Genomic DNA, 21,515 nt, shown 5'->3' with positions numbered 1-21,515 from the left:
TTCCAGCTTGTAGGGTTCTCTCGGTTCGAAAAATATACTTGCTCCGGTGAGAAGGCCAATCGTACCTCCTGCCAGAAGGACAACCGTTACATTCATGCGTTTTTCACCCGGACGTATTTGGATTTTTCAGGATTTGGTCACCGCATAGTTCATCTTCTTCAGCTTTTCCGTCGCCCGTACGCGCTGGTCACCTTGCAGCTCGATAGCACCCTCTTTCACAGTTCCCCCCGTGGCGCAATGCTCCTTCAAGATCCGGGCAATCTCTTTCAGCGTTTCGGGATTGTGCTGCAATCCCGATATGACGGTGACGGCTTTCCCTTTTCGTCCTTTCGTGTCGAGGGAAATGCGGGCGGTCTTGCCCTTGCCATCATGCGTATCACCGGCCGCTGCGTGCTCGCTTTTTCCCGACGGTGGTAGAAGTTGACTAAGATCGGAAAAGGATTTCAGTTTCACTCTTACCATTTAGAGCGTGAACCTCATGGCCGCCCGAAACTGCGCATACTGTGTCGCTTGATTTTCGGTGAAGGCGTTAAAAAATTGGGACTGTAGAATAATCCCCGTGCTCTCGTTCACCGGAATATCGATGCCGAGCCCGGCGCTCAGCGAAACGGCGGAATGACTTGTACCATAAAAGATTTCGAATTGACCTGAAGGAATATCATATAAGGTCAGATCGCCTGTCGATTCATGGTGATACCCCAGCCCGACAAGAGCAAACGCTGCTAGCTTTTCCCTATTGCGGCTGAACCTGGCCTGAAAAACCGGATTGATGGAGATGATGTTTGCCGCGCCACCGCTCACCACCACCTGTGGCCGTTCCGGAGGGGCCACCAGGAGCTTGTTGATGTCAAATCCATACCTGCTGTAATCGACCGCGATTCCCAGGCTGATAATCGGAGAAATAGAACTCGTCACCATTCCGCCGAGGTTGAAGCCCGTGTTCCACTCATAGGTGAAACTCTCGGGTCCCATCGGTATAGATATCCCCACGCCCGCTGAGACCTCGCGCCGCGTCTCTTCCTGCCCAACAAGGGTCGAATCGCAGAGGACAACGAAGAAAAAGAACAGGCCGACAAATGGAATAAACCTGCTCCTCGAATCAATTCTCTGTGAAGTATATTTCATGCTATTCCTCCTTTCGTCCCACCTCCAGCAACACCCTGATTGAGTCACTACCCAACTCACGCTTGTCTTTCAGTCGGAATTGCCACTGCACAAGGATGCCTTCACGTCTATCCCTGAAGTAACGGCTTCAATTGTGTACCGATTAACTCGATCGATTGCATCAGTTTTTCGTGCGGCAGTGCGGCACCATCCATCTGGAAGGTGAGCCTCGAGATGCCCCCGAGCGCGTCCGCATGGTGAAGGATCTTTTTCGCCACTTCCTCGACGCTCCCGATCAGCAGCGCGCCTTGCGGTCCCAGTTGCGCATCGAACCAGCCTCTTGTCATGGCCGGCCACCCGCGTTCTTTGCCAACCTTTGTCATTGTTTCGGCATAGCCCGGGTAGAAATCATCTGCTGCTTGTTGTGTGGTTTTTGCCAGGTAACCCTGCGAGTGCAGGCCCACTTTCAACTGTTCCGGCCGGAAACCCGCTCTTCTTCCTGCCTCCCGGTAGAGATCCACCAAAGGACGAAAGCGATGAGTCTCGCCTCCTATCACCGCAACCATCAGCGGAAGGCCCAGGCTGCCGGCGCGAGCGAAAGATTCTGGCGTCCCTCCCACGCCTAACCAGATGGGCAGAGGATCCTGCACGGGTCTTGGATAGACCCCCAGGTTATTGAGTGCCGGACGGAATTTACCGGACCACGTAACAAACTCATTGGCGCGAATACTCAGGAGGAGGCCGAGCTTTTCGGCAAAGAGGTCATCGTAATCCTGCAGGTCATAACCGAAGAGTGGAAATGCCTCTATGAACGATCCCCGCCCGACCACCATTTCGGCCCTCCCGCCAGATATCAGATCCAGAGTTGCAAATTCTTGAAAAACCCTTACCGGGTCTGCGGCACTCAGCACGGCGACTGCGCTCGTCAGGCGGATGCGCTTCGTTCGTGCCGCCGCCGCGGCCAAAATAAGAGCCGGCGCAGAATCAAGGAAGCCTTTTCGGTGGTGCTCCCCGATTCCGAACACGTCAAGGCCGGCCTGCTCTGCATGTTCCATTCTTTCGAGCAACCTGGCTAGTGCCTGCGCATCATCGGCGGATGTGCTGCTCTGATTGGTAAACATGGCGGCAAAACTGTCGACTCCGATTTCCATCCACCTCTCCGATTCGGGAAAAAGGAAGGTAGCAAATTGACATCGAAATGCCAAAATTTGTAAATTCATACCGATGCACCACATTTCGAGAGATTCTGATAACGCAGTCCTCAAGCTATCGTGGGGGCTCTGCCTTTGCCTCATTTCCTTTCTTGCCGCTTGCGAGCATCTGCCGGATGAAGCGGGAGGTTCCCACCCGGCATCGATACGCGGCATCACTCTGGTCGATTGGAGCCCCAACGGCTACACGCGTGCAACGTCCGACAGCGCTTTAAGAGCGATTGCTTCAATCGGCGCAACGCATGTGACTGTGATTGTCACGGCGTATCAATCGAGCCAAACCTCAGACCGTGTCCAAATTGACTCTACCCGCACACCAACTCTTGAATCTGTGCGCCACGCCCTTGCGAGCGCCGCCTCGCTGGGGTTGAAAGTTGTCTTAAAACCACATGTCGATCTCTATGACGGTACCTGGCGAGGTCTCATCGCACCTTCCGATCCTGCCGCATGGTTCGAATCTTACAAGCAGTTTCTCTCCCCGCTCGTCTCGCTGGCCGAATCTGTCCACGCTGCTCAATTCGTCATCGGGACTGAACTTGCCGGAACAATCCGGTACAACGATCGGTGGGAAGAGGTCATTCAATTCATAAGGGCGGGATATCATGGTGAAATCACCTACGCGGCATCGTGGGATGAAGCCGCAAAAGTCCCTTTCTGGAGAAGCCTGGACTTCGTTGGAATCGATTTCTATTTTCCGGTCGCAACCAGGCCTGACCCGGGCAGGTTCGATATCCTCTCAGGATGGCAACCCTGGCTCGAGCGGCTCCATTTACTGTATGAACAGACAGGCCGAAGAATTATCCTGACCGAAATCGGTTATCCGAGCCTGAGCGGAGCCGGGATGAATCCCTTTGCATTCGGCGGCGACCGGGCGATTGACCTGACGGAACAGGCCAATCTCTACTGGGCAGCTCTCAGGGCCACATCCGACCTCGATTGGGTAGCGGGAATGTATTGGTGGAACTGGAGTGCCGACGGGTCGGGCGGGCCCCAAAACTCCGATTACACACCCTCAGGGAAACCCGCCGAACTTGAATTATCCAGAAGCTGGAGAATCGAGAGATGAAGAACAGAAGATTTTCTCCGTTGATTGGTTGCATGCTTTGCACGGCGTTTCTTGTCGCGCATCCGGACCCGGCTCGCGCACAGTCAGATTCCACCATGGTTACGCCGCGACTTCATCCCGGTGCCATAGAGCTCAATTTGTCGGGATCCATGGTGACCATCGAGGGGAATTCTCGATATGATCTTGCGATCCGGAGCGGAATGTTCTTTGAAGCCCCGGGTGGGCTGGGCGGAGCCGAGCTTGAGGTTGGATATTCTCACGTCAGCTCGCTCGACTTGCTCAACGTGCAGGTGTCTGCATCCTGGCAAAAGGCGTTCTGGGAGAGCCCTCTCTATCCTTTTATCGCAGTTGGAGGCGGGATCCGCCAGGAGTGGCTGGGAAGTTTCGAACAGGTCAGGTATCCGGTGGGAGTGAGCGCAGGAATTCGCTTTCTCAATGGCCCGCACGCGGCATTCCGGACAGAGTACAGGTTGCGGCGGGTGCTCAACGACCCGGTTCGTGATTTTACCGAGCAGCAATTTCTGGTCGGTATCTCGGTGTTTTTCCGGAATTCCGACTAAGAAGAAAGATCCCGGCCTAAAACATGCCGGGATGACGGGCGGTGGAGATCCTTCGTTCGCTTCGCTCTCTCAGGATGACAAATGATTAAGGAACGAATAACACCAGGTAGGAATTCTCCCCGCACTCTTTTTCCGTAATCGAATCGACCGTCGCAACGTTTGCGAACGGATTCACGTGTGAGGGGAGCGGGATCCATCTGTCGGCGGCGCGGATGAAGCAACGGAGTGCACGCTCGTCCTTAACGCTTTTTCCGACTTCGCGGTCGGTCGATGTGGCGTCATTATATGTCCACTGAAGCGTCGCAGTGAATGTCGCATGCGCCGGCATCGGAGTGATGCGAAGCCATCGCCTGATGGTGCGCCCGGAATCACGTCTGGTTATGCCCGGCGGGAGCGAATCGGGAAACGCTTCGATGCGAACGCTGTCGAGTCCGCGCAGGGCTGAAAACTTCATCGTGGCGAGGAGGACTCCGTCGGTTCCGACGAAGTGGTACGGCACCCCGGTCTTCGTTGTGCTCACCGTTGCGGCATACTCCACCACGGACGGTACCCCGTGCAACGTTTTCAAGAGAAAATTCCTTCTGGCTGTGACGAAATGTTTTATCGTCTCCACGTTGTCGAGAAAATCCTGGTAGCTTCCCCATTTCGCCGTATCCGCTTTGACCGCATCGCGTAAGAGAAGTGCGAGACTGTCGATCCTTGGATACATGTGCTCTTCCGTGAACACGGCGCGGAGGAGTGAGTCTACCCGCCCGGCCAGCTCTGCGTGAAGATGGGGGTCTTTCCACAGCCTGTCTTTCAAGACGTTGGAAGGCCCCGAGAGGGGTGGAAAGGCATATTCGAAACCATCATTCAGGAGTGACGCCGGGTACGGAACTGCCAGATCCCCGCTAAGCCCGAATGTTTCGTCGTAGTCCCAGGGAATGATCGTCCACTGCTGCGAGCTCCGGGATGGATCACGGTACAGATAATAGTTCTTGTTGTAGGAATCCCCCATCGCGAGGATCATGTTTCCGGCAAGCCAGTCGAAGACACTGTTCAAATCGAACAGGCTGCCCATGACCCGGGCGAACGAAGAATCGGGAGTGTCGTTGATCCCGTGAAGGAGCGCTTCGAGGTCGCGGAAATCGTCCTCATCTCCGATTTCCTTGGGATAATACATTTTTAACAGGTTCTCCGGTTGAAGCGTCATATCTGCAAGCGAATAGTATCCCCCCGCATTATAGAGCGAACCGGTGGGTCTGTCGTGCACCTTGAGAAAATCCTTGTCGACCCTGTCGACCCGGAGGTAGAGCCCCTGGGGCTTTTCGTTGAGTGTCAGGCGGGCGTACGATGCACCGGGCGCGAGCGCCCCGATGTCTTTAAAAAAGTCCCAGGAGAGCTTTTCCCGCAGGAAGGATTTGTCCGTGTACATTGCGTGGAGGTTTATCGAATGGACTCCGCTGAACATGCGCTTTCCGTTCGATTTGACCCGATAGGATTTTTTAGGGAAGAACCGGTTCGAGCGGCCCTTAAAACGAACCTGGACGTCGTTCCAGAGAATACCCCCTGCCTCAAAAGTAGCGGGTAGCGCCTCGTTGCTGAAGGAATCCCGTGTGAAGAGAGTTTCGCGGTCCGCCGGCTTCATCGTGATTTTGAATTCGGGAATTTGTGCCGGGGAGGCGGTACCCGTCAGGAACAGGAAAAGGAGGAGAGTTTTCAGACGATTCATCGGGTGTTCGGGCGAGAAAAGGGGCGGGATTACTTTCCCGTCCCCGATGCCGCAGCTGTTGAATCGATCCTGGAGCTGAGCCAGGCCTGGTAGATACTTTTTTGGAGGTCTGTGGGGCTGGTCTTTTTTACAATCTTGTAAGCCGGGACCGGCGAGCGGGCGACCTTCACCTTGTATTCGCGAAGCCGATCGGTCCGAAAGACCGTCAATGTCACTTCTTCCCCCTCCGCAAGCTGATTGATACGCTCGGTGAGATCGGCAGTGCGGACCCGGAACCCGTTCATCGCAAGCAGCTCATCGCCGATGTCGAGGCCCGCTGCGGCGGCCGGAGACCCGGCGATCACCTGGGTGATTCTGGTCTTCTCGCCGGCGTCAGTCGTACCAAGACCGATCCAGGGTTTGAGAGTCGTATCTAATCTCACAAGGTCGAGCCCGGCGTAGGCGAGACACTCCTCCCAGGGCAGGGGTGTCGTCCCATAGACGCACCGGTCGAAGAAGGGCTGCAGGGGTCCTCCCGACATTTCCTCCGCGACTTTCTGGAAATCCGAAAGCGTGTAGCCGGTTCCCGAGAGCGGAAATCTTTTGTACATCGTTCGCATCACGTCGTCGAGGGAGTGCGCGTTCCCGGACCGGTGCCGGATTTCCAAATCGAGCAGGAGGCTGACATTCGCCCCCTTGGAATAGTAATCGGATTCAAGGTTGAACGACTGTTCGGTTCCCCTCCAATACTTCACCCATGCGTCAAACCCCGATTCCGCGAGCGACTGGACCGTGTTTCCCGGACGCTGGCGGTCGTTCTGAACTGCGCCGGCGGTATTCGCAAGATACTTGTCCGGGGCCATGAAGGCAGCCCGGACGAGCAGGAGATTGTCGTAGTACGAGGTGGTGCCTTCCGCGATCCATAGTTCGGGAGAATAATTTTCCTTCGTATAGTCGTACGGATGGATCCCTTTCGGACGAAGCTGTTTGACGTTCCAGGTGTGGAAGTACTCGTGGGCGACGAGGCTGAGAAACCCCCGGTACGTGTCGAGATTTTTGAAGATGAAGGGCCTCGTCCCGAGGATCGTAGAATTGATGTGTTCCGTGCCGCCGCCGGCGTTGGGCGCGCAGTGAACGAGAAAGAGATAATGCTGGTAGGGGTAGTCTCCCCAGAAGTCTTTTTCGGTCTTGATGATCCGGGTGATGTCACGAACGAGGGTATCGGGATTCCAGTTTCCCTGCCCCGCGATGCTGAGGACATGCCTGCGTCCCTCGACCGTGAAGGGAAAATCCTTTTGCGTCCCGACCTCGATCGGGCAATCCACGAAATAATCGTAATCAGGCGCGATGAACCTCTTCTCATCAGGAGCGGACGATCCTTTCGACCCCTCGCCGTCGAGCCCTGTGGTGACATGCCAGTTTCCGAACGGATTGACCGCGAGACGGACCGGAACACGCCGGTATTTTTCCACGTACATGAACACGGCCGCACCGTCGATGAATGCGTGGTCTTCGTTCAGGCCGCGGGTCCGGAGATTAAACTCGTTCGCGTAGACGGTGTACCGGATCGACACCCGGGCGGCACCCCCGGTCCGGACGCGCCAGAGCGATTTTTCCACCTTCTCCCAACCAAGGGGCTTTCCATCGCCATCCATGGAGGAAAAGTTTTGCACTCCGCCGGCAAAATCGAGTACGAGATATCGTCCCGGCCTCCAGACAGGAAGGATGAATTCCAGCGTGGAATCATGAGACGGCAATCCGTCGAGTGTCAAACCGACTTCCAACAGATGGCTCGCCGGTTTCGGCATGCCGAGCGTATAGTGGACGGAAGGCTGCTGCGCGAGGGCCATGAGAGAGAGTAGAAGATGGAAAACGATACTGTGAACCAGGAGTCGCAGATTTCACCTCAAGAAACGTTCTGATTGTGCGAGGTGCTGATTTCCGGGAGATCTACTTAGGTGGTGCGAACGCGTGCGGGTAAGGTAGGGAGAATTTGAGGGAGTGTCAAGAAAAGTTGGAGATCCTTCGCTTCGCTCAGGATGACGAGGTGGTGAGAGTGCGTTATGACGGCTTAACGCTCAGCGGAGTTTCTGCGTTTCCTCTTCGTCTGAATTCAGGATCGTATCGAGGATCTTCAACAGGTTTTCCGCCTGAATCGGTTTGGGGAGAAACGCCTCGACCCGGGATGATTTGATCTTATCAAGGGTCTCCGGATCGGTGAGTCCGCTGACGGCGATGATCTTGATCTCCGGCGCGAGCCGCTGGAGCGTGCGAATCAGCGAGCCCCCGTCCATGTTCGGCATCATCATGTCGGTCAGGACCAGGCGGAACTTATTCCGGTTCTTCTCGATGTACGTGAGAGCCTCGACGCCGTCTTTCGCAGTCTGGATCTTGTACCCGTAGGCTTCCAGTGTTTCCTTCGTGATTTCCCGTATCGAGACCTCATCATCGACAACCAGAATCGATTCTCCGTGTCCCGAGGGAAGTTTGCGCTGGGAGTCTTCCTTCTGGTGATGTGTGTCCACGGTGGTCGCAGGAATGAACACCTTGAATTCCGTCCCTTTGCCGAGAGTGCTGTTGACGGTAATCAGCCCGCCGTAGCTCTTGACAATGGTCATCACGGTGGAAAGGCCAAGGCCCGTTCCCTTTCCCACTTCCTTCGTCGTGAAAAAGGGGTCGAAGATTCTGTCCAGGACTTCCGGCGGTATACCGGTGCCCGTGTCGGTGACGGACACCGTGACGTAATTTCCGGGCTTTGCGTTGAAATACTGTTTCGCATGTCCTTCGTCGACGACCATATTCTCGGCCGCGAGGACGAGCTTCCCGCCCTGCGGCATGGCGTCGCGCGCGTTCACGAGCAAATTCAGCACAATCTGATGGAGCTGCGTCGCGTCGCCGATAATCGTCCACAAGTTGGCCGGGAGGTTAAAATGAAGCTCGATCGACTTCGGGAACGTCTCGCGAATGATCCGCTCGACTTCCCGGAGAATATGCTTGGGCTGGAGGAGGGTCCGTTCCCCTTCGGTCCCGCGCGCAAACGTCAACACCTGTTTGACGATGTCCGCACCCCGCCGCGCGGCGAGGTCGATCATGGAGAGAAGCTGGGTCGTCTTTTCGTCGCTGTGCCGTTTTTGCAACGCCTGAATCGACATCAGGATCGGCGTGAGCACGTTATTCAGATCGTGCGCGATTCCCCCGGCGAGCGTCCCGATATTTTCCAGCCGTTGCGCCCTTCGGAATTGAGATTCGAGCTGCCGCTGCTCCGTCACGTCGGTATTGACGACGAGAATCGATTTGGGCTTGCCCTCGTTATCGTTCATCAACGTCCAGCGGCTTTCGACCAGGAGCTGTTTTCCATCCCTGGTCTCCTGCCTCAGCTCGCCCACCCAGGAGCCGTTTTCGACGACGCTCGTATATGCAACCCCGATCCCGGACGAGCTCTCCTGCCGGAAGAGCTCGCGTGCGGGCCTTCCGACAGCCTCGCCCTGCTTCACTCCATACAGCTTCTCGGCCCCCCGGTTCCAGAACAGGATGGAATCTTCGAGGTTACGTACGATAATCGCATCCCCGGTGATATCGAGCAGCGCCGCCTGCTCGCGGATTTGTTCCTCAGCCAGCTTCCGTTCCGTAATGTCCTGTCCGACCTTGATGAGGCTCCGATTAAGGCCCACGGTGTCCTGCCAGAGGATCCACCGGAGATTTCCTGTCGCATCGGCGATCTGCCGTTCGTAGGGAACCTGCTTTATCGGCTGCTCGCCGCAAGCGCACTTTGCAGTGAGCGTGCGTTCTTTCATTCGTTCCATGCCGTCGGCCAACGTCAGCTTCCACCAGCCGTCCTGAAGGAGATCCTCCGGCTTGTAGCCCAGAACCGTGAAGAACGAGGGGCTTGCATAGTCAATCCCGCCCCCGGCATTGGTGACAAGGATGAGGGCGCTCGCCTTGGTGATGATCTGGTTTGATAGCTGGATTTGCTTCTCGCTCAGCTTCCGCCGGTCCACTTCCTCCGCGAGCTCATGATCGCGATTATTAAGCATTACTGCCAGATTATCGATTCGCTTGGCGGTGGTTTCCATATTGAGAAAGAGCGTATTCAGGGCAGCTGTCACACGCCCTGTTTCGTCTTTCGACCTCTCCGTGATGCGTCCCGGCAAATTTCCCTTTGCTCCCTCTTCGGCGATTCTCACAACCTTGACGAGAGGGTAAGTCACGAGAAGGATCGCTCCGAGCGCCAGAAGGGTCCCTCCGAAAAAGAGGATGAGAGCCGTCTCCTCGAGCGAAGAGCGGGCGCGGTCACTCGCCGCGTGGATGTCCTGCAGCGCGATACCGGCATAGCAGAGCAAGGGAGCATGTTTTTTTCGCGCGATTGGCAGCGAGATCTTATAGATTGCAACATCGAGCTCGTTTTGAGGTCCGACAACCTGAAAGTCGCACGATCGTGCATCATCCATCCTGAACGCCCCCAGGGTCGTGCTGGGATCGGAATTCACGACGAGGTAGCCGAGATCATGTTGACGTCCGATACTGTCCACGACACGAGCGATCTCGCGCGGATCATCCCCCCGCAGGGCGAAGGTAACCTCGCGGGCGGTGAGGTCTGTCATTGTTCGCACGCGCTCGCCGGCCGCCTGACGCTCCGCCGAGGTGATCTTCGGAAGAAACGAGAGGTACATCACTGCACAGATTGCCGCCATGAGGGGGATGACGATGAGCGCAAGCTTCGCCCGCATCGAAAGATTGGCCAGGTTCTTCACCATGTTTCCCGACACCCCTGGTGCGCCGCAGTCTTGGATTTCGATTCCATCATAAGCCTTTTCGAGTCCATCATCACTGACAGTTCACGTTTCCGTTTTTACACCATCCGACCCCGCACAAAGACCGTCGTGGCGCCAATCCCTCTCCGTGCCCCCGGTCACACTCCCGGTTTCCCGGGGCTGCTTCCGGTGGACGAACCACCATACCGCCGGACAATTTGGCTGGAATTGCACGCAAATATCCCCAATCCCCGCCGAAATCGCTTTCGTCCCGACGAATGTATCGAATATATTGGAAAAAGGAAGCAGGCGTGTGATATCAGTCAAGCGGGAGATTCGAGGAGAATCTGCCGCGGGATAACGCCGGACGGGAACCCTCCCAGGTTCAAGCGACGTCCGGATCTTCTCCGATTCCTGTTACATCCCGGGCATCATTTCTCAAAACCCAGTTTCTTCATCAACGCGATAAATCTCGTTTCGTTCCGGAAAGCATCCCAGACCGGATCGGTTTTGATCGTGACGACGACATTGTCGTGCAACTCATATGCCCGTTCCAGCTCGCTCAGAGCCAGCTCCCTGTCCCCCGCCACCGCGCGGTTTCGCGCTACGGAAAAGAGGCCCTCGAAATTCGAAAACTGGACGCCGCGGTCAAGCTGCATCCGCGCCAGCCCCTTGAAGCCGGACCGGGTGTATGTTTGTCTTGCATCCTCGATGAGTTTTGCGCTGTCGCCGTCGGCGACCATTCCCTTGACGAGTTCATCGAACGCGGCATCCGGCATCCCCTTCTGCAGGTAGGGTTGCGCGAGATAGTAATGCGTCCGGACGAAATGAGGGTCCATCTCGATCGTCTTCTTCAGTTGTTCAATCGATTTGTCGTACTGCCGGGCGAAGAAATAACCGATTCCGAGATCGGAGGCGATCGCGAGCGAAGCGGGATCGAGTTCGACGGCCCGGTTGTATTCGGCTAGCCCTTCGTCGAACCGCCCCAGGAAAATGAGGAATTCGCCAAGCCAGTGATGCGCCGTGGGATAGTTCGGATTGAGCGAAATCGCCCGGCGGTATTCCTTCTCGGCGTTGACGAAGTCGAATTCGAAATAGGCGTACTCGGCCGCGAGAGAGTTGTGCACCTCCGCAAGATTGTCGTCCAACTCGAGGGCCTTCATCGCCGCGTCCCTCACTTTCGGCATGTCGATCGGCCCGCCGAGCACGAGGTAACAATCGGCAAGCCCGGCATACGCCAGCGCGTAGCCCGGATCTCTCTTGATGGCCTCGTGGAAAAAATCGATCGCCTTGCTGTTCGCTTCATCTGTCCGTTTGTTCCAGTAGAAGCGTCCCTTCAGATAGAGCTGATACGCCTCCGGATCAGCAGGACGTCCCGTTGACAGCTGCTTTTTTTCGTCGCTGGTCGCCTTCGTCTGCAGTTTCTCGGATAGTTTGCGGATGATGTCTTCCTCGACGGTTATCACGTCCGACAACTTCCTGTTATACTGTTCGCCCCAGAGCTGTGAGACGTTCTGAACGTCGATCAATTCTGTCTGGATGGTGAGTTCGTCGCCCCGCTGGACGACCTTGCCGGTGAGGACGGCGCTGACATTGAGCTCCTTCCCGGCTTCCCGGGGGTCGAAATCCTTTCCCTTATACCGGGCGACCATGCTTCGCGGGATTACCCTCAGCCCGGAGAGCTGCGAGAGCTTGTTGATGATATTCTCCGTGATCCCTTCGGTGAGATATTCCTTTTCGGGGTCGGTGGTCACGTTCACGAAGGGAAGCACGGCGAGCGAATCGAGAGACGAGGACCGATGTGTGAGATAGTACCACGCTCCGCCTCCCAGCAGCACAGCGAGAACGGCCGCAATCGCCCAAACGGGGAATCCCTTTCTTTGCGGCGGGGACGGGTGTGAGGGACTGGCATCGAGCGCGCTTGAGGACCGCTCGATCCTCTTCCCCACGGAATCCCGGTTGTAGCGGCGGAGGTCGACTGAGACTTCCCGCATCGACTGGTACCGGTCCTCCCGGTTTTTCTCCAGACACTTCATCACGATCCGGTCGAGCTCCGCGTCAATCCCCTTTCCGGGGTCGACCAATGGCGCCGGCTCCACGTTGATGATCTCGTACATGACTGCCGTCTCGTGCCCGGCCCTGAAGGGAAGCTGGCCTGTGAACATCTCATAGCAGAGCACACCGAAGGAAAAGATGTCCGTACGATGATCGGTTTCGGTCCCCTCCACCTGCTCGGGGGACATGTAGGCGATCGTGCCGACGGTGGAACCTGTCTTGGTCAGCTTGCTGACTCCTCCGAGCTTCGCGAGACCGAAATCCATAATCTTCGCGCGGCGGTCGTCGTCCGTCACCATCACGTTTTCCGACTTGATATCACGGTGAACGATCCCTTTTTCGTGGGCCTTCTCCAATCCCTCGGCGATCTGGATCGCGATATCGACCGACTCTTTGAGGCCGGTTTTCCGGTAGCCGCCCGTCTCCTCCGATTTTCGCCGTATCCACTCCCGCAGGGTGACTCCGGGGATGTATTCCATGACAATGAACGTTTCGCCGTTCGCCTCGTCGATTTCGTAGATCGTGGAAATGTTGGGGTGGTTCAGGGCGGAAGCGGCCTGGGCTTCGAGCGTGAACCGCGCGCGCTCTTCGTCGTGGATCGAGAGGCGTTTCGGGAGAAATTTGACGGCGACGGTCCGCCTGAGTTTCAGGTCTTCGGCTTTATACACAACACCCATCCCCCCTTCGCCGAGCTTCTCGAGGATCTTATAATGGGATATGGTCTGACCGATCATTTCTTATGCGTTCATAAAGGTAGACTCTCTCGTTGTCATCCTGAGGGAGCGGAGCGACCGAAGGATCTCCATCCTTGCAAGACGAGATCCTTCGCTGCGCTCAGGATGACAGCTCAGTTCTTGGTTGACGCGAACTTGCCCTTCAATTCCTGAAACCAATCGACCACCACGTCTACCTGCGGCATCGTGAACTGAAGAGACTTTGTCGAGAGAACGACAAAGCGCAGTCCATCGGGAGAGATGTCGTTAACCTGGGCCGTGGCGGGAATCTCACAGATTTTTTGCGGTACGGAGTAGTCAAATGTCGATTGGGACGAGACCTTGACCGCCATCAGCGATGTTCCGTTTACGTAGAACAATTCCCTGCCGTTTCGCGACCAGATGGGGTTCGTTCCCCCTCCAGTCGAGATCTGCCATTTCCCGTCCCTCGCCGGGAACGGAACAACATTTATTTCAAATTTACCCGATTCGTCCGACGAGTACGCCATCCAGCGGCCGTCGGGCGAGACGATGCCGCCGAACTCATGTGCGGCTGATTGGAGGAGAGGAACCGGTTTCCGGTCGTTGTCGAGAGGAAGCATCCAGAGATCGCTGTTCTGCCCGAAGATCATGGCCTTCCCGTCGGGGGTACACGAAGACGGCAGTTGTGCGTCAGGGCTCTGCGTCAGACGCTCTTCGACTCCGCTTCCGTCCCAGGCCTTTCTAAAGATGTTCGGGGACTTCCCCTTCTCGGACTGGTACACAACGTACTTGCCGTCCGACGACCAGACGGGAATGTCGTTGTTGCCCCCGGCGAACGTGAGCCGGGTAAGAGTTCCGCGATTTATCTGATAAATCCAGATATCGTCATTTGCGGCATTGATGCCGAGAGCAAGTTTCTCACCGTCGGGAGAGAGTATCGCCGCATTATATGAGCGAAGCGTGTCAAGAAGCGGCTGCATCGCTCCGGTTCGATCCATCCACGCGATCGAAATGTTCTCATACGAAAGGGGACCCGCGGGTGCGACCACCAGGGTCCCCGTATTCGAAAAAGCCAGGTTCGCGTCTCCTGAACCCCTGTTGAGCCAGCCCCCCTCCACGACCGGCTGCGGAGGACCTGTCACCTCCAGACGGTCGAGATCGAACGGGACCGCAAAGAGCGTACTCCCCCGAAGGTATGTCAGATGACCGCTCGGAAGATAGCGCGCAAACGTTCCCCCGTGAACCAGAATCTTGCGCTCGCCGGTGCCGAGCCGCTGAACGGCGATCACGGCTTCATCGAATGTGACGATGTTATTATTCTTGATCGTGAAGAGGACGCTTTTCCCGTCCGGGAGAAGTTGTGGAAACCGGTGACTGACCTCGCCCGCGGCAGAGTCGAGAGCGGTCACAGGTTCGGGCGTTCCCCCCTTCGGGGAAACGCGAAACACACCCCGGCTGATGTGCCCGAAGAGAATGGAATTATCGGCACCCCACCAGATGCCGCGGGGAATTCCTTGCGTGGCGCAAATCTCCTCGGGAGCTCCGCCGAACACCGATACCTTCTTGATTATTCCGCCGGCCGAGAATGCGATCCATTGGCCATCGGGCGAAAAACACGGGTCATTGGCGCCTTCGGTGCCGCGAATCGCCTGAACCGTCGATTGATCCATCCGGCGCAGATAAATCTGGGCTCCACTAATCGATCCTCCAAGGTAGGCAAGGAATGTGCCGTCCGGCGAGAGTGCGAGTCCGGTGCTGGCCCCCACGAGCGGCGCATCGGGAGGAAACTGGATGGAAAGATGCATCACCGCACGGGCAGTCACGGCTTCATGTCGCAAGGGATTCAACGCGATGAACACCGCTACTCCCGCCAGGAGGACGGAAATTGCCGGCCACAACCACCGGTTCCCAGGGCGGCTTGCCGGGCTCGACTCCGGGGCTTGGTTTACCGCGGGCTGACCCGCCGGGTGCGTGAACTGGCGGGTGGCGATCGTGCGTGTCGCACGCGCCCTCGTTGATTCCCGCTTGAAACGGCGGAGCTCCTTCGCAACTTCCGCGACCGACTGGTACCGTTCCGACGGTTCCTTCGCAAGACACTCGAGGACGATCCCGTCAAGGCTCGCTTCGATCTCGGGTTTGACCGCCGACATCGGAGCGGGGTCCACGTTCACAATCTCATAGAGGAGGGCGGTCTCATGGACCCCTTTGAACGGGAGCTCGCCTGTAAAAAGTTCGTAGAGAACCACGCCGAGCGAGAAAATATCGCTCCGGTGATCGACATCCTGCCCCTGCACCTGCTCGGGCGACATATAGCCCGCAGTCCCGATCGTGCTTCCCTCTTTTGTGAGACGGCTGATCTTGCTCCTGGTTCCCCGCAACTTCGCGAGGCCGAAATCCATGATCTGGCAGAGACCGTCCTTCCGGACCATGATATTTTCAGGTTTGATATCCCGGTGGACAATCCCCTTTTCATGAGCGGCCGCAAGCCCGTCGGCAATCTGAACGCCAATATCGACCGCCTGCTTCAGCGAAATGCCCGCCATCTTCTCCCTCAGTGTCGTCCCGTCGACGAACTCCATCGCAATGAACATCTGGCCGTCGGCTTCATCAATCTCATAGACAGTCGCGACATTGGGATGATTCAGGGCGGAGGCCGATTTCGCTTCCTGCACGAACCGCGCCTTGTCCTGGGCCGAGGAAAGGAGATTGCCCGGTAGAAACTTCAGCGCGACCGGGCGCTCGAGTTTCAGGTCTTCGGCCTTATAGACCACGCCCATCCCCCCTTCGCCGAGTTTTTCGAGTATCTTATAGTGCGATATTGTCCGACCGATCATTTCGTTCACTTTTTAATAAGCTCCTTTTCCCAATTGGTCACGAGCGTGAGCGGAGGCGTGGCCTGTCCGCCCACGACCGGAAACGACAGAAAACGCTGCCCGTCCGCGGTGACGTCGGTCGTGATCAAGCCGACACTCGGCGGGACGCTGAAGAGAGCATCCGTTTTGCCCACCGTGAACGTCGTGCCGGAGCCGTTCACCTCCGCACTCATGACGGCGCCGTCAGTTGTCCAGAAAAACAATTCCTTGCCATCCTGCCGCCACATGGGAACTCGCCCTCCGTTTGTCGATACCTGCCACTTCCCTCCGCCCGCAGGGAACGGCCGCACATAAATCTCAGTCTTTCCCGACTCGTCGGATTCATATGCAACCCACCGGCTATCGGGAGAAAACCGTCCGTTCTGTTCGCTGAACTCCGTTTTCAGGAACACAACCGGCTTCCGGTCCCCTTCCACCGGCACGGTCCAGAGATCCCAGTTCGTCTTCAAGCCGACCGATTGGTACAGGACGAAACGGCCGTCTCCGCTCCAGCTGCTGGGGTAGAGGATTTCATCCGTCTTGAGGAATTCCTGCTCGCTCTCGGTCCCGCTCGAATTCTTGATGTAGAGGCTGTTACTTCCCCCTCTGTCCGAACTAAAGATAATACGGCTCCCGTCGGGAGACCAGATCGGGAGAATGTCATCGGCACGATCGAAGGTGAACCTCGTACTTAACCCCCTGTTCAGGTCGAGGATCCAGATATCGTTCGTCTTCGCCTGGGGATCGGGGGAGTCCATGGCCATTCTGTTCCCATCGAGGGAGAGCCGGCCCCAGTACGATACAGACCGGTCACTGACGGTGGAAAGTTTCTTACCCGTCCGGTCATACCAGACGGGGAGCCGCCGGTACTCGCCCCCCGCCTGATATGCAAGCAGGCCATTCCGGGAGATCGAAAAGAGCCCGCGGCTTTTGTCGATCGAATATTCGACTTTTTCCGCCAGAGGGATTGCATCCCCTGTAAACTCATTCTTGTTCAGGTCGAACGGCTGTGCCACCAGCGATCCCTGCCGGACATAGAGAAGGCGCTTGCCGTCGAATTCCATATTGGACGAGATTTTTGCGAGGAGCCGGTTCGTCGATCCGTCGAGCGAAGCGACATACAGTGCCCCGGAGTATTCCGAGCTACGCGACTTCGCCTGTGTCGTGTAGATGAAGTGTTTCCCGTCCGGCAAGAAGAGGGGCCAGCGATGATTGGTCTCGTTGCGGCTGGAGTCGAGCGACGTCAGCGCCGCCGCCTCTCCCCCGTTGACGGATACTCTGTAGATTCCTGTGTTGTCGAACCGCGGCGCAAAGAGGATGACCCCCTCCTGATTCCACGCGCCGCCGCGCCCGTTGGGCGCTTCGCAGAGAGTGAATGGCGGCCCGCCGGAAGCCGCGATCTTCTTGAGTTTGCCTCCCGCAAAGAATCCAATGAACCGGCTGTCGGGCGACCAGAACGGGTATTCTGCCCCATCGGTTTCAGTGAGCTGTTGCGCGGAGCCTGAGTTCAGAGGGCGCAGCCAGAGCGTTTTCCGGCCGGATGTATCCGATCCCGCGAACGCGAGCATCGTCCCGTCGGGAGAGAGAGCGACGTGCCCGCCGTCGTTGTCGTTGACGAATACCGTCCGATTCGGCGGAAGGATCGAAGATGTGATGGAGGGAATTTCGGGGGGTGTTTCACGGAAGTGAACGAAGGCTATGCCCCCCAACCCGAGCGCCAGGATCGCCGAGACAATCCAGGGAAGGAACGCCGGCATCCCCGACGTCCGGAGTGCCGGAGTTTCCGCTGTGGTCTGCTGAGCGCCTCGAGGACCGGCCGATGGCGGCTGGTAGGCGGGACGCGCAGACGTAATCCGGCTCACTCTCGAGCGGCTCGACTCCCGCTTGAAGCGCTTCAGATCGATGGAGAGCTGTTTGACCGACTGCGTCCGCTCGTTGGGATCCTTGTCGAGGCACTCGAGAACAATCGCATCGAGCGCCGGATCGATTTCCGGCTTCACCGCCGACATGGGCGGCGGATCCACGTTGACGATCTCGTACATCAGTGCCGTCTCGTGGACCCCCTTGAAGGGAAGCTGGCCGGTGAAGAGCTCGTAGAGCAAGACTCCGAGGGAAAAAATGTCCGCGCGGTGATCGGCTTCCTGACCCTGTACCTGCTCGGGGGACATATAGCCGGCCGTGCCGACGGTGCTCCCCTCCTTCGTCAGGCGGGAGACATTTCCCCGCAATTTGGCGAGCCCGAAATCCATGATCTGCGCGATTCCGTCTTTCCGGATCATGATGTTGTCGGGCTTGATGTCCCGGTGGACGATGCCTTTTTCGTGGGCGGCAGATAGTCCGTCGGCGATCTGGATTCCGATGTCGATCGCCTGCTTGAAGCTGATCGAATCCTTCTTCTCCCGGAGCGTCTGGCCGTCGACGAACTCCATCACGATGAACATCTGCCCCTCGCGGTCCTGGATGTCGATGATGGAGCAGACGTTCGGATGGTTCAATGCCGCAGCGGCTTTCGCCTCCTGGATGAACCGGGCCTTATCCTGCGCCGACGCCTTGAGGTGAGGCGGAAGGAACTTGAGCGCCACGAAGCGGTCGAGCTTGGTGTCTTCGGCTTTGTACACCACTCCCATCCCGCCTTCGCCGAGCTTCTCGAGGATCTTATACTGCGATAGAGTCGTTCCGATCATCTATGCACCCGCTCCTGAAAAATATACCGTTTCTGTCATTCTGAGGAGCGAAGCGACGAAGAATCTCCGAATCCATTTGAAAGCAAGATCCTTCGCTTCGCTCAGGATGACATCCTCGATCAGTCCGATCATCATTTCTTCTTCAACGCCTCGTCCCAATGAAGCATCATCGTCAACGGGACGGATTTTGTCGCCTCGAGAAATCGATTGATCACCATCGTTTTGCCGTCCGGAGAGATCGAGTAGCTCTCCAGAAAAACGGGCGCGGTAAAGAGGGGGTGCGTGTTCACAACCTCGACGGTCTTGTCCTTGTACCGGAGGGTGGCGAGCGTCATTTTGTTCTCTTTGTTCACATAGCAGATCTCATTGCTGATGCCCGCCCAGCGGGGAACCCCCCCGCCTCCCGATGAAATCTTCCAGCTTTGGGTTTCGGATTTTCCTGTGGGTTTCACGTAGACTTCGTACTCGCCGCTTTCATTAGAGACGTAGGCGATCCATTTTCCGTCGGGGGAGAATTTCCCATCTATCTCGTCGAAGTCGGTATTCGCAATGGGGTACTGTTCGCGGGCGCCGCTCAGTTGCATCAACCACAAATCCGACTTGGTCTTCGAGGGTTCAATTCTCGAAATCAAGATTGAGGAGCCGTCCGGCGACCAATCGGCGGGGTAATCCTCACTGGGGCCGGGATGGAGGGCGAGTTCGCCCCCCTGGCCCTTCATGGATTTCTGGTACAGGTTCCAATTCCCGGTTCGCTGGGAGTTAAAGATCAGCACACTGCCGTCGCGAGACAACAATGGATATCCTTCGCTGGTACCCGATGTGATCCGCGTTCTCCCGCCCGTGCGAAGATCGTATTCCCAGCAGTTCAGCCGCAATAGTTTCGGATCGAAAATACTCCCCACGATATGCTGGCCGTCAGGCGAATAGCGGACATAGAAATGCTCGATACTTTCGCCAAGAGTGGAGAGCGTTTTTCCGGTCCGGTCGGTCAGTAACAGCTTCGCTCCCGACCGCACCCTGCCTTGTTGATAGACCAGGATCCCGGTTTCCGAGGCGGAAAACACCGAGAGGTTGAATCCCGGATCAAACATAACATCCTCCGCGACCGGCGCCGGATCTCCTTTCAGTTCCAGGGAAGAGAGATCGAACCGCTGGGCCATCAAGGTCGAACCGCGGACGTACAGCAGGTTTCCCCCCGCATACGTGGCGTTCGAAGTCGTATGGAGAACCATCCGGTTCTCACCCCCGTCGATGCTTGCGACATACACTGCATGGCCTTCCGCCTCGCCGGATCCGGACGAGATCCGGGAGAAATAGAGGAAGTGTTTGCCGTCCGGCAGCGCAAACGGCCAGCGCTGAGAAGACTCGTTCCGCGCCGTGTCGATTTTTGTGACCGGCACCGGCGCGCCTCCATTTTCGGAAACGCGAAAGATCACCGTCTGGTAATCCGGAGAGAAAAGGATTGTTCCGGAAGAGCTCCACGTCGCACCTCGCGGATTCAGGGCGTCGCACACCGTGACGGGCGATCCGCCACCCGCGTCGATTTTCTTGATTTTTCCCGAGGCAAAAAACCCCACAGACTTTCCGTCGGGCGACCAGAACGGATATTGCGCGTTCTCTGTTCCATCGAGGCCCCTGGTGACATTCTCGGCGAAAGAGCGGATATAGACCCGGGAAATGCCGTCCGGAGTCACGCCAAGCAAAAGAACCTGCCGCCCGTCGGGAGAGACTTGCGGCGGGCCCGCCCCCTGACCATACGAATGGATGTAGACGCTGTCAGGCGCAAGGATGGATGCCACGACCACCGGGTGAGACTCCGCCGGTGCGAGGAATAGCCGGACCAGAAGAAACAGCGTTGCCACAAGGAGAAGCCCCGCGATTCCCCAGGGTATGATTGCCCTTTGCGGCCGGGGCACTGCAAGTCCGGGCGCAGGCTCCTGATCCCTCTGACTTGCGGCGGCCGTCTGACGAACCGCCGACTGTGCGGGAAAAGTCCGGCTCATCCGCTGCTTGCTCGATTCGCGTTTGTAATGGCGCAAATCCTTCGCCACCTCGGCGACCGACTGGCTCCGCTCGGAGGGTTCCTTCGCGAGACATTCCCCGACGATCGAATCGAGAGCCGGATCGATTTCCGGCCTGACAGACGACATCGGCGGCGGGTCGACGTTGACGATCTCATAGAGGAGAGCCGTCTCGTGCACACCTTTGAACGGGGGCTGGCCGCTGAAGAGCTCATAGAGGAGCACGCCAAATGAAAAAATATCGGAGCGATGATCGGTATCGTGTCCCTGCACCTGTTCCGGCGACATGTAGCCGGCCGTTCCGACCGTACTTCCCTGCTTCGTCAACCGGGTGATCTTGCTTCCGCTCGATCTCAGTTTGGCGAGCCCGAAATCCATGATCTGCGCGATCCCGTCCTTGCGGATCATGATGTTGTCGGGCTTGATGTCGCGGTGGACGATCCCCTTCTCGTGCGCCGCCGCGAGGCCGTCGGCGATCTGGATTCCGATGTCGATCGCCTGCTTGAAGCTGATCGACTCTTTTTTCTCCCTGAGGGTATGGCCATCGACAAATTCCATCACGATGAACATCTGTCCGTCGTGCTCCTGGATGTCGATGATCGAACAGACGTTCGGATGGTTTAACGCCGCCGCGGCTTTCGCCTCCTGGACGAAGCGGGCCTTGTCCTGCTCGGAGGCGTTCATGTGTGGCGGAAGGAATTTCAACGCCACAAAGCGGTCGAGCTTCGTGTCTTCGGCCTTATACACAACGCCCATCCCGCCTTCGCCCAGCTTCTCGAGGATCTTGTATTGCGATATGTTCTGACCGATCATCTTACTCGATTCT

Annotated in this window: 12 protein-coding genes; 2 read left to right on the top strand and 10 right to left on the bottom strand. The window is 57.2% G+C overall.

Annotated elements, in window-relative coordinates; genetic code table 11:
- Nucleotides 1–126: 126 nt before the first annotated feature.
- From VI215_08895 to VI215_08885, 3 genes are all read right to left on the bottom strand, one after another.
- Nucleotides 127–453, bottom strand: coding sequence for a translation initiation factor (locus tag VI215_08895; GenBank protein HEY6192423.1), 327 nt, complete (start codon nt 451–453; stop codon nt 127–129).
- Nucleotides 454–462: 9 nt separating this feature from the next.
- Nucleotides 463–1,125, bottom strand: coding sequence for a hypothetical protein (locus VI215_08890; GenBank protein ID HEY6192422.1), 663 nt, complete (start codon nt 1,123–1,125; stop codon nt 463–465).
- A 107-nt stretch (nt 1,126–1,232) separates the two neighbouring features.
- Nucleotides 1,233–2,255, bottom strand: coding sequence for an LLM class flavin-dependent oxidoreductase (locus VI215_08885; GenBank protein ID HEY6192421.1), 1,023 nt, complete (start codon nt 2,253–2,255; stop codon nt 1,233–1,235).
- A 391-nt stretch (nt 2,256–2,646) separates the two neighbouring features.
- Between VI215_08885 and VI215_08880 the strand changes: the two genes are divergently transcribed.
- Together VI215_08880 and VI215_08875 are read left to right on the top strand one after the other, a co-directional pair.
- Nucleotides 2,647–3,381, top strand: a complete 735-nt coding sequence (locus VI215_08880) for a hypothetical protein (protein HEY6192420.1) — start codon at nt 2,647–2,649, stop codon at nt 3,379–3,381.
- Nucleotides 3,382–3,581: 200 nt separating this feature from the next.
- Nucleotides 3,582–3,941, top strand: coding sequence for a hypothetical protein (locus tag VI215_08875; GenBank protein HEY6192419.1), 360 nt, complete (start codon nt 3,582–3,584; stop codon nt 3,939–3,941).
- 85 nt (nt 3,942–4,026) lie between these two features.
- On the opposite strand, the gene VI215_08870 is transcribed toward VI215_08875, so the two are convergent.
- From VI215_08870 to VI215_08840, 7 genes are all read right to left on the bottom strand, one after another.
- Entirely contained in the window at nt 4,027–5,652 is a 1,626-nt protein-coding gene (locus VI215_08870; protein HEY6192418.1) for a CotH kinase family protein, read from the bottom strand.
- Nucleotides 5,653–5,681: 29 nt separating this feature from the next.
- Nucleotides 5,682–7,481: a PDZ domain-containing protein gene (locus VI215_08865; GenBank protein ID HEY6192417.1), complete on the bottom strand. Its 1,800-nt coding sequence runs from the start codon at nt 7,479–7,481 to the stop codon at nt 5,682–5,684.
- A 228-nt stretch (nt 7,482–7,709) separates the two neighbouring features.
- Nucleotides 7,710–10,385: an ATP-binding protein gene (locus VI215_08860; GenBank protein HEY6192416.1), complete on the bottom strand. Its 2,676-nt coding sequence runs from the start codon at nt 10,383–10,385 to the stop codon at nt 7,710–7,712.
- A 428-nt stretch (nt 10,386–10,813) separates the two neighbouring features.
- On the bottom strand, nt 10,814–13,171 hold the full coding sequence (locus VI215_08855) for a protein kinase (protein HEY6192415.1): 2,358 nt from the start codon (nt 13,169–13,171) through the stop codon (nt 10,814–10,816).
- A gap of 113 nt (nt 13,172–13,284) precedes the next feature.
- The gene (locus VI215_08850; protein HEY6192414.1) at nt 13,285–15,966 is read right to left on the bottom strand and encodes a protein kinase; all 2,682 of its coding nucleotides are present in this window, start codon (nt 15,964–15,966) and stop codon (nt 13,285–13,287) included.
- Nucleotides 15,967–15,971: 5 nt separating this feature from the next.
- The gene (locus VI215_08845; GenBank protein ID HEY6192413.1) at nt 15,972–18,668 is read right to left on the bottom strand and encodes a protein kinase; all 2,697 of its coding nucleotides are present in this window, start codon (nt 18,666–18,668) and stop codon (nt 15,972–15,974) included.
- Between the two features lie 131 nt (nt 18,669–18,799).
- On the bottom strand, nt 18,800–21,502 hold the full coding sequence (locus tag VI215_08840; GenBank protein ID HEY6192412.1) for a protein kinase: 2,703 nt from the start codon (nt 21,500–21,502) through the stop codon (nt 18,800–18,802).
- Between the last annotated feature and the right edge of the window lie 13 nt (nt 21,503–21,515).

The organism is Bacteroidota bacterium, from assembly GCA_036522515.1.
Lineage (GTDB): Bacteria > Bacteroidota > Ignavibacteria > UBA10030 > SZUA-254 > VBOC01.
This window is presented reverse-complemented; position numbering and strand designations above follow the sequence as displayed.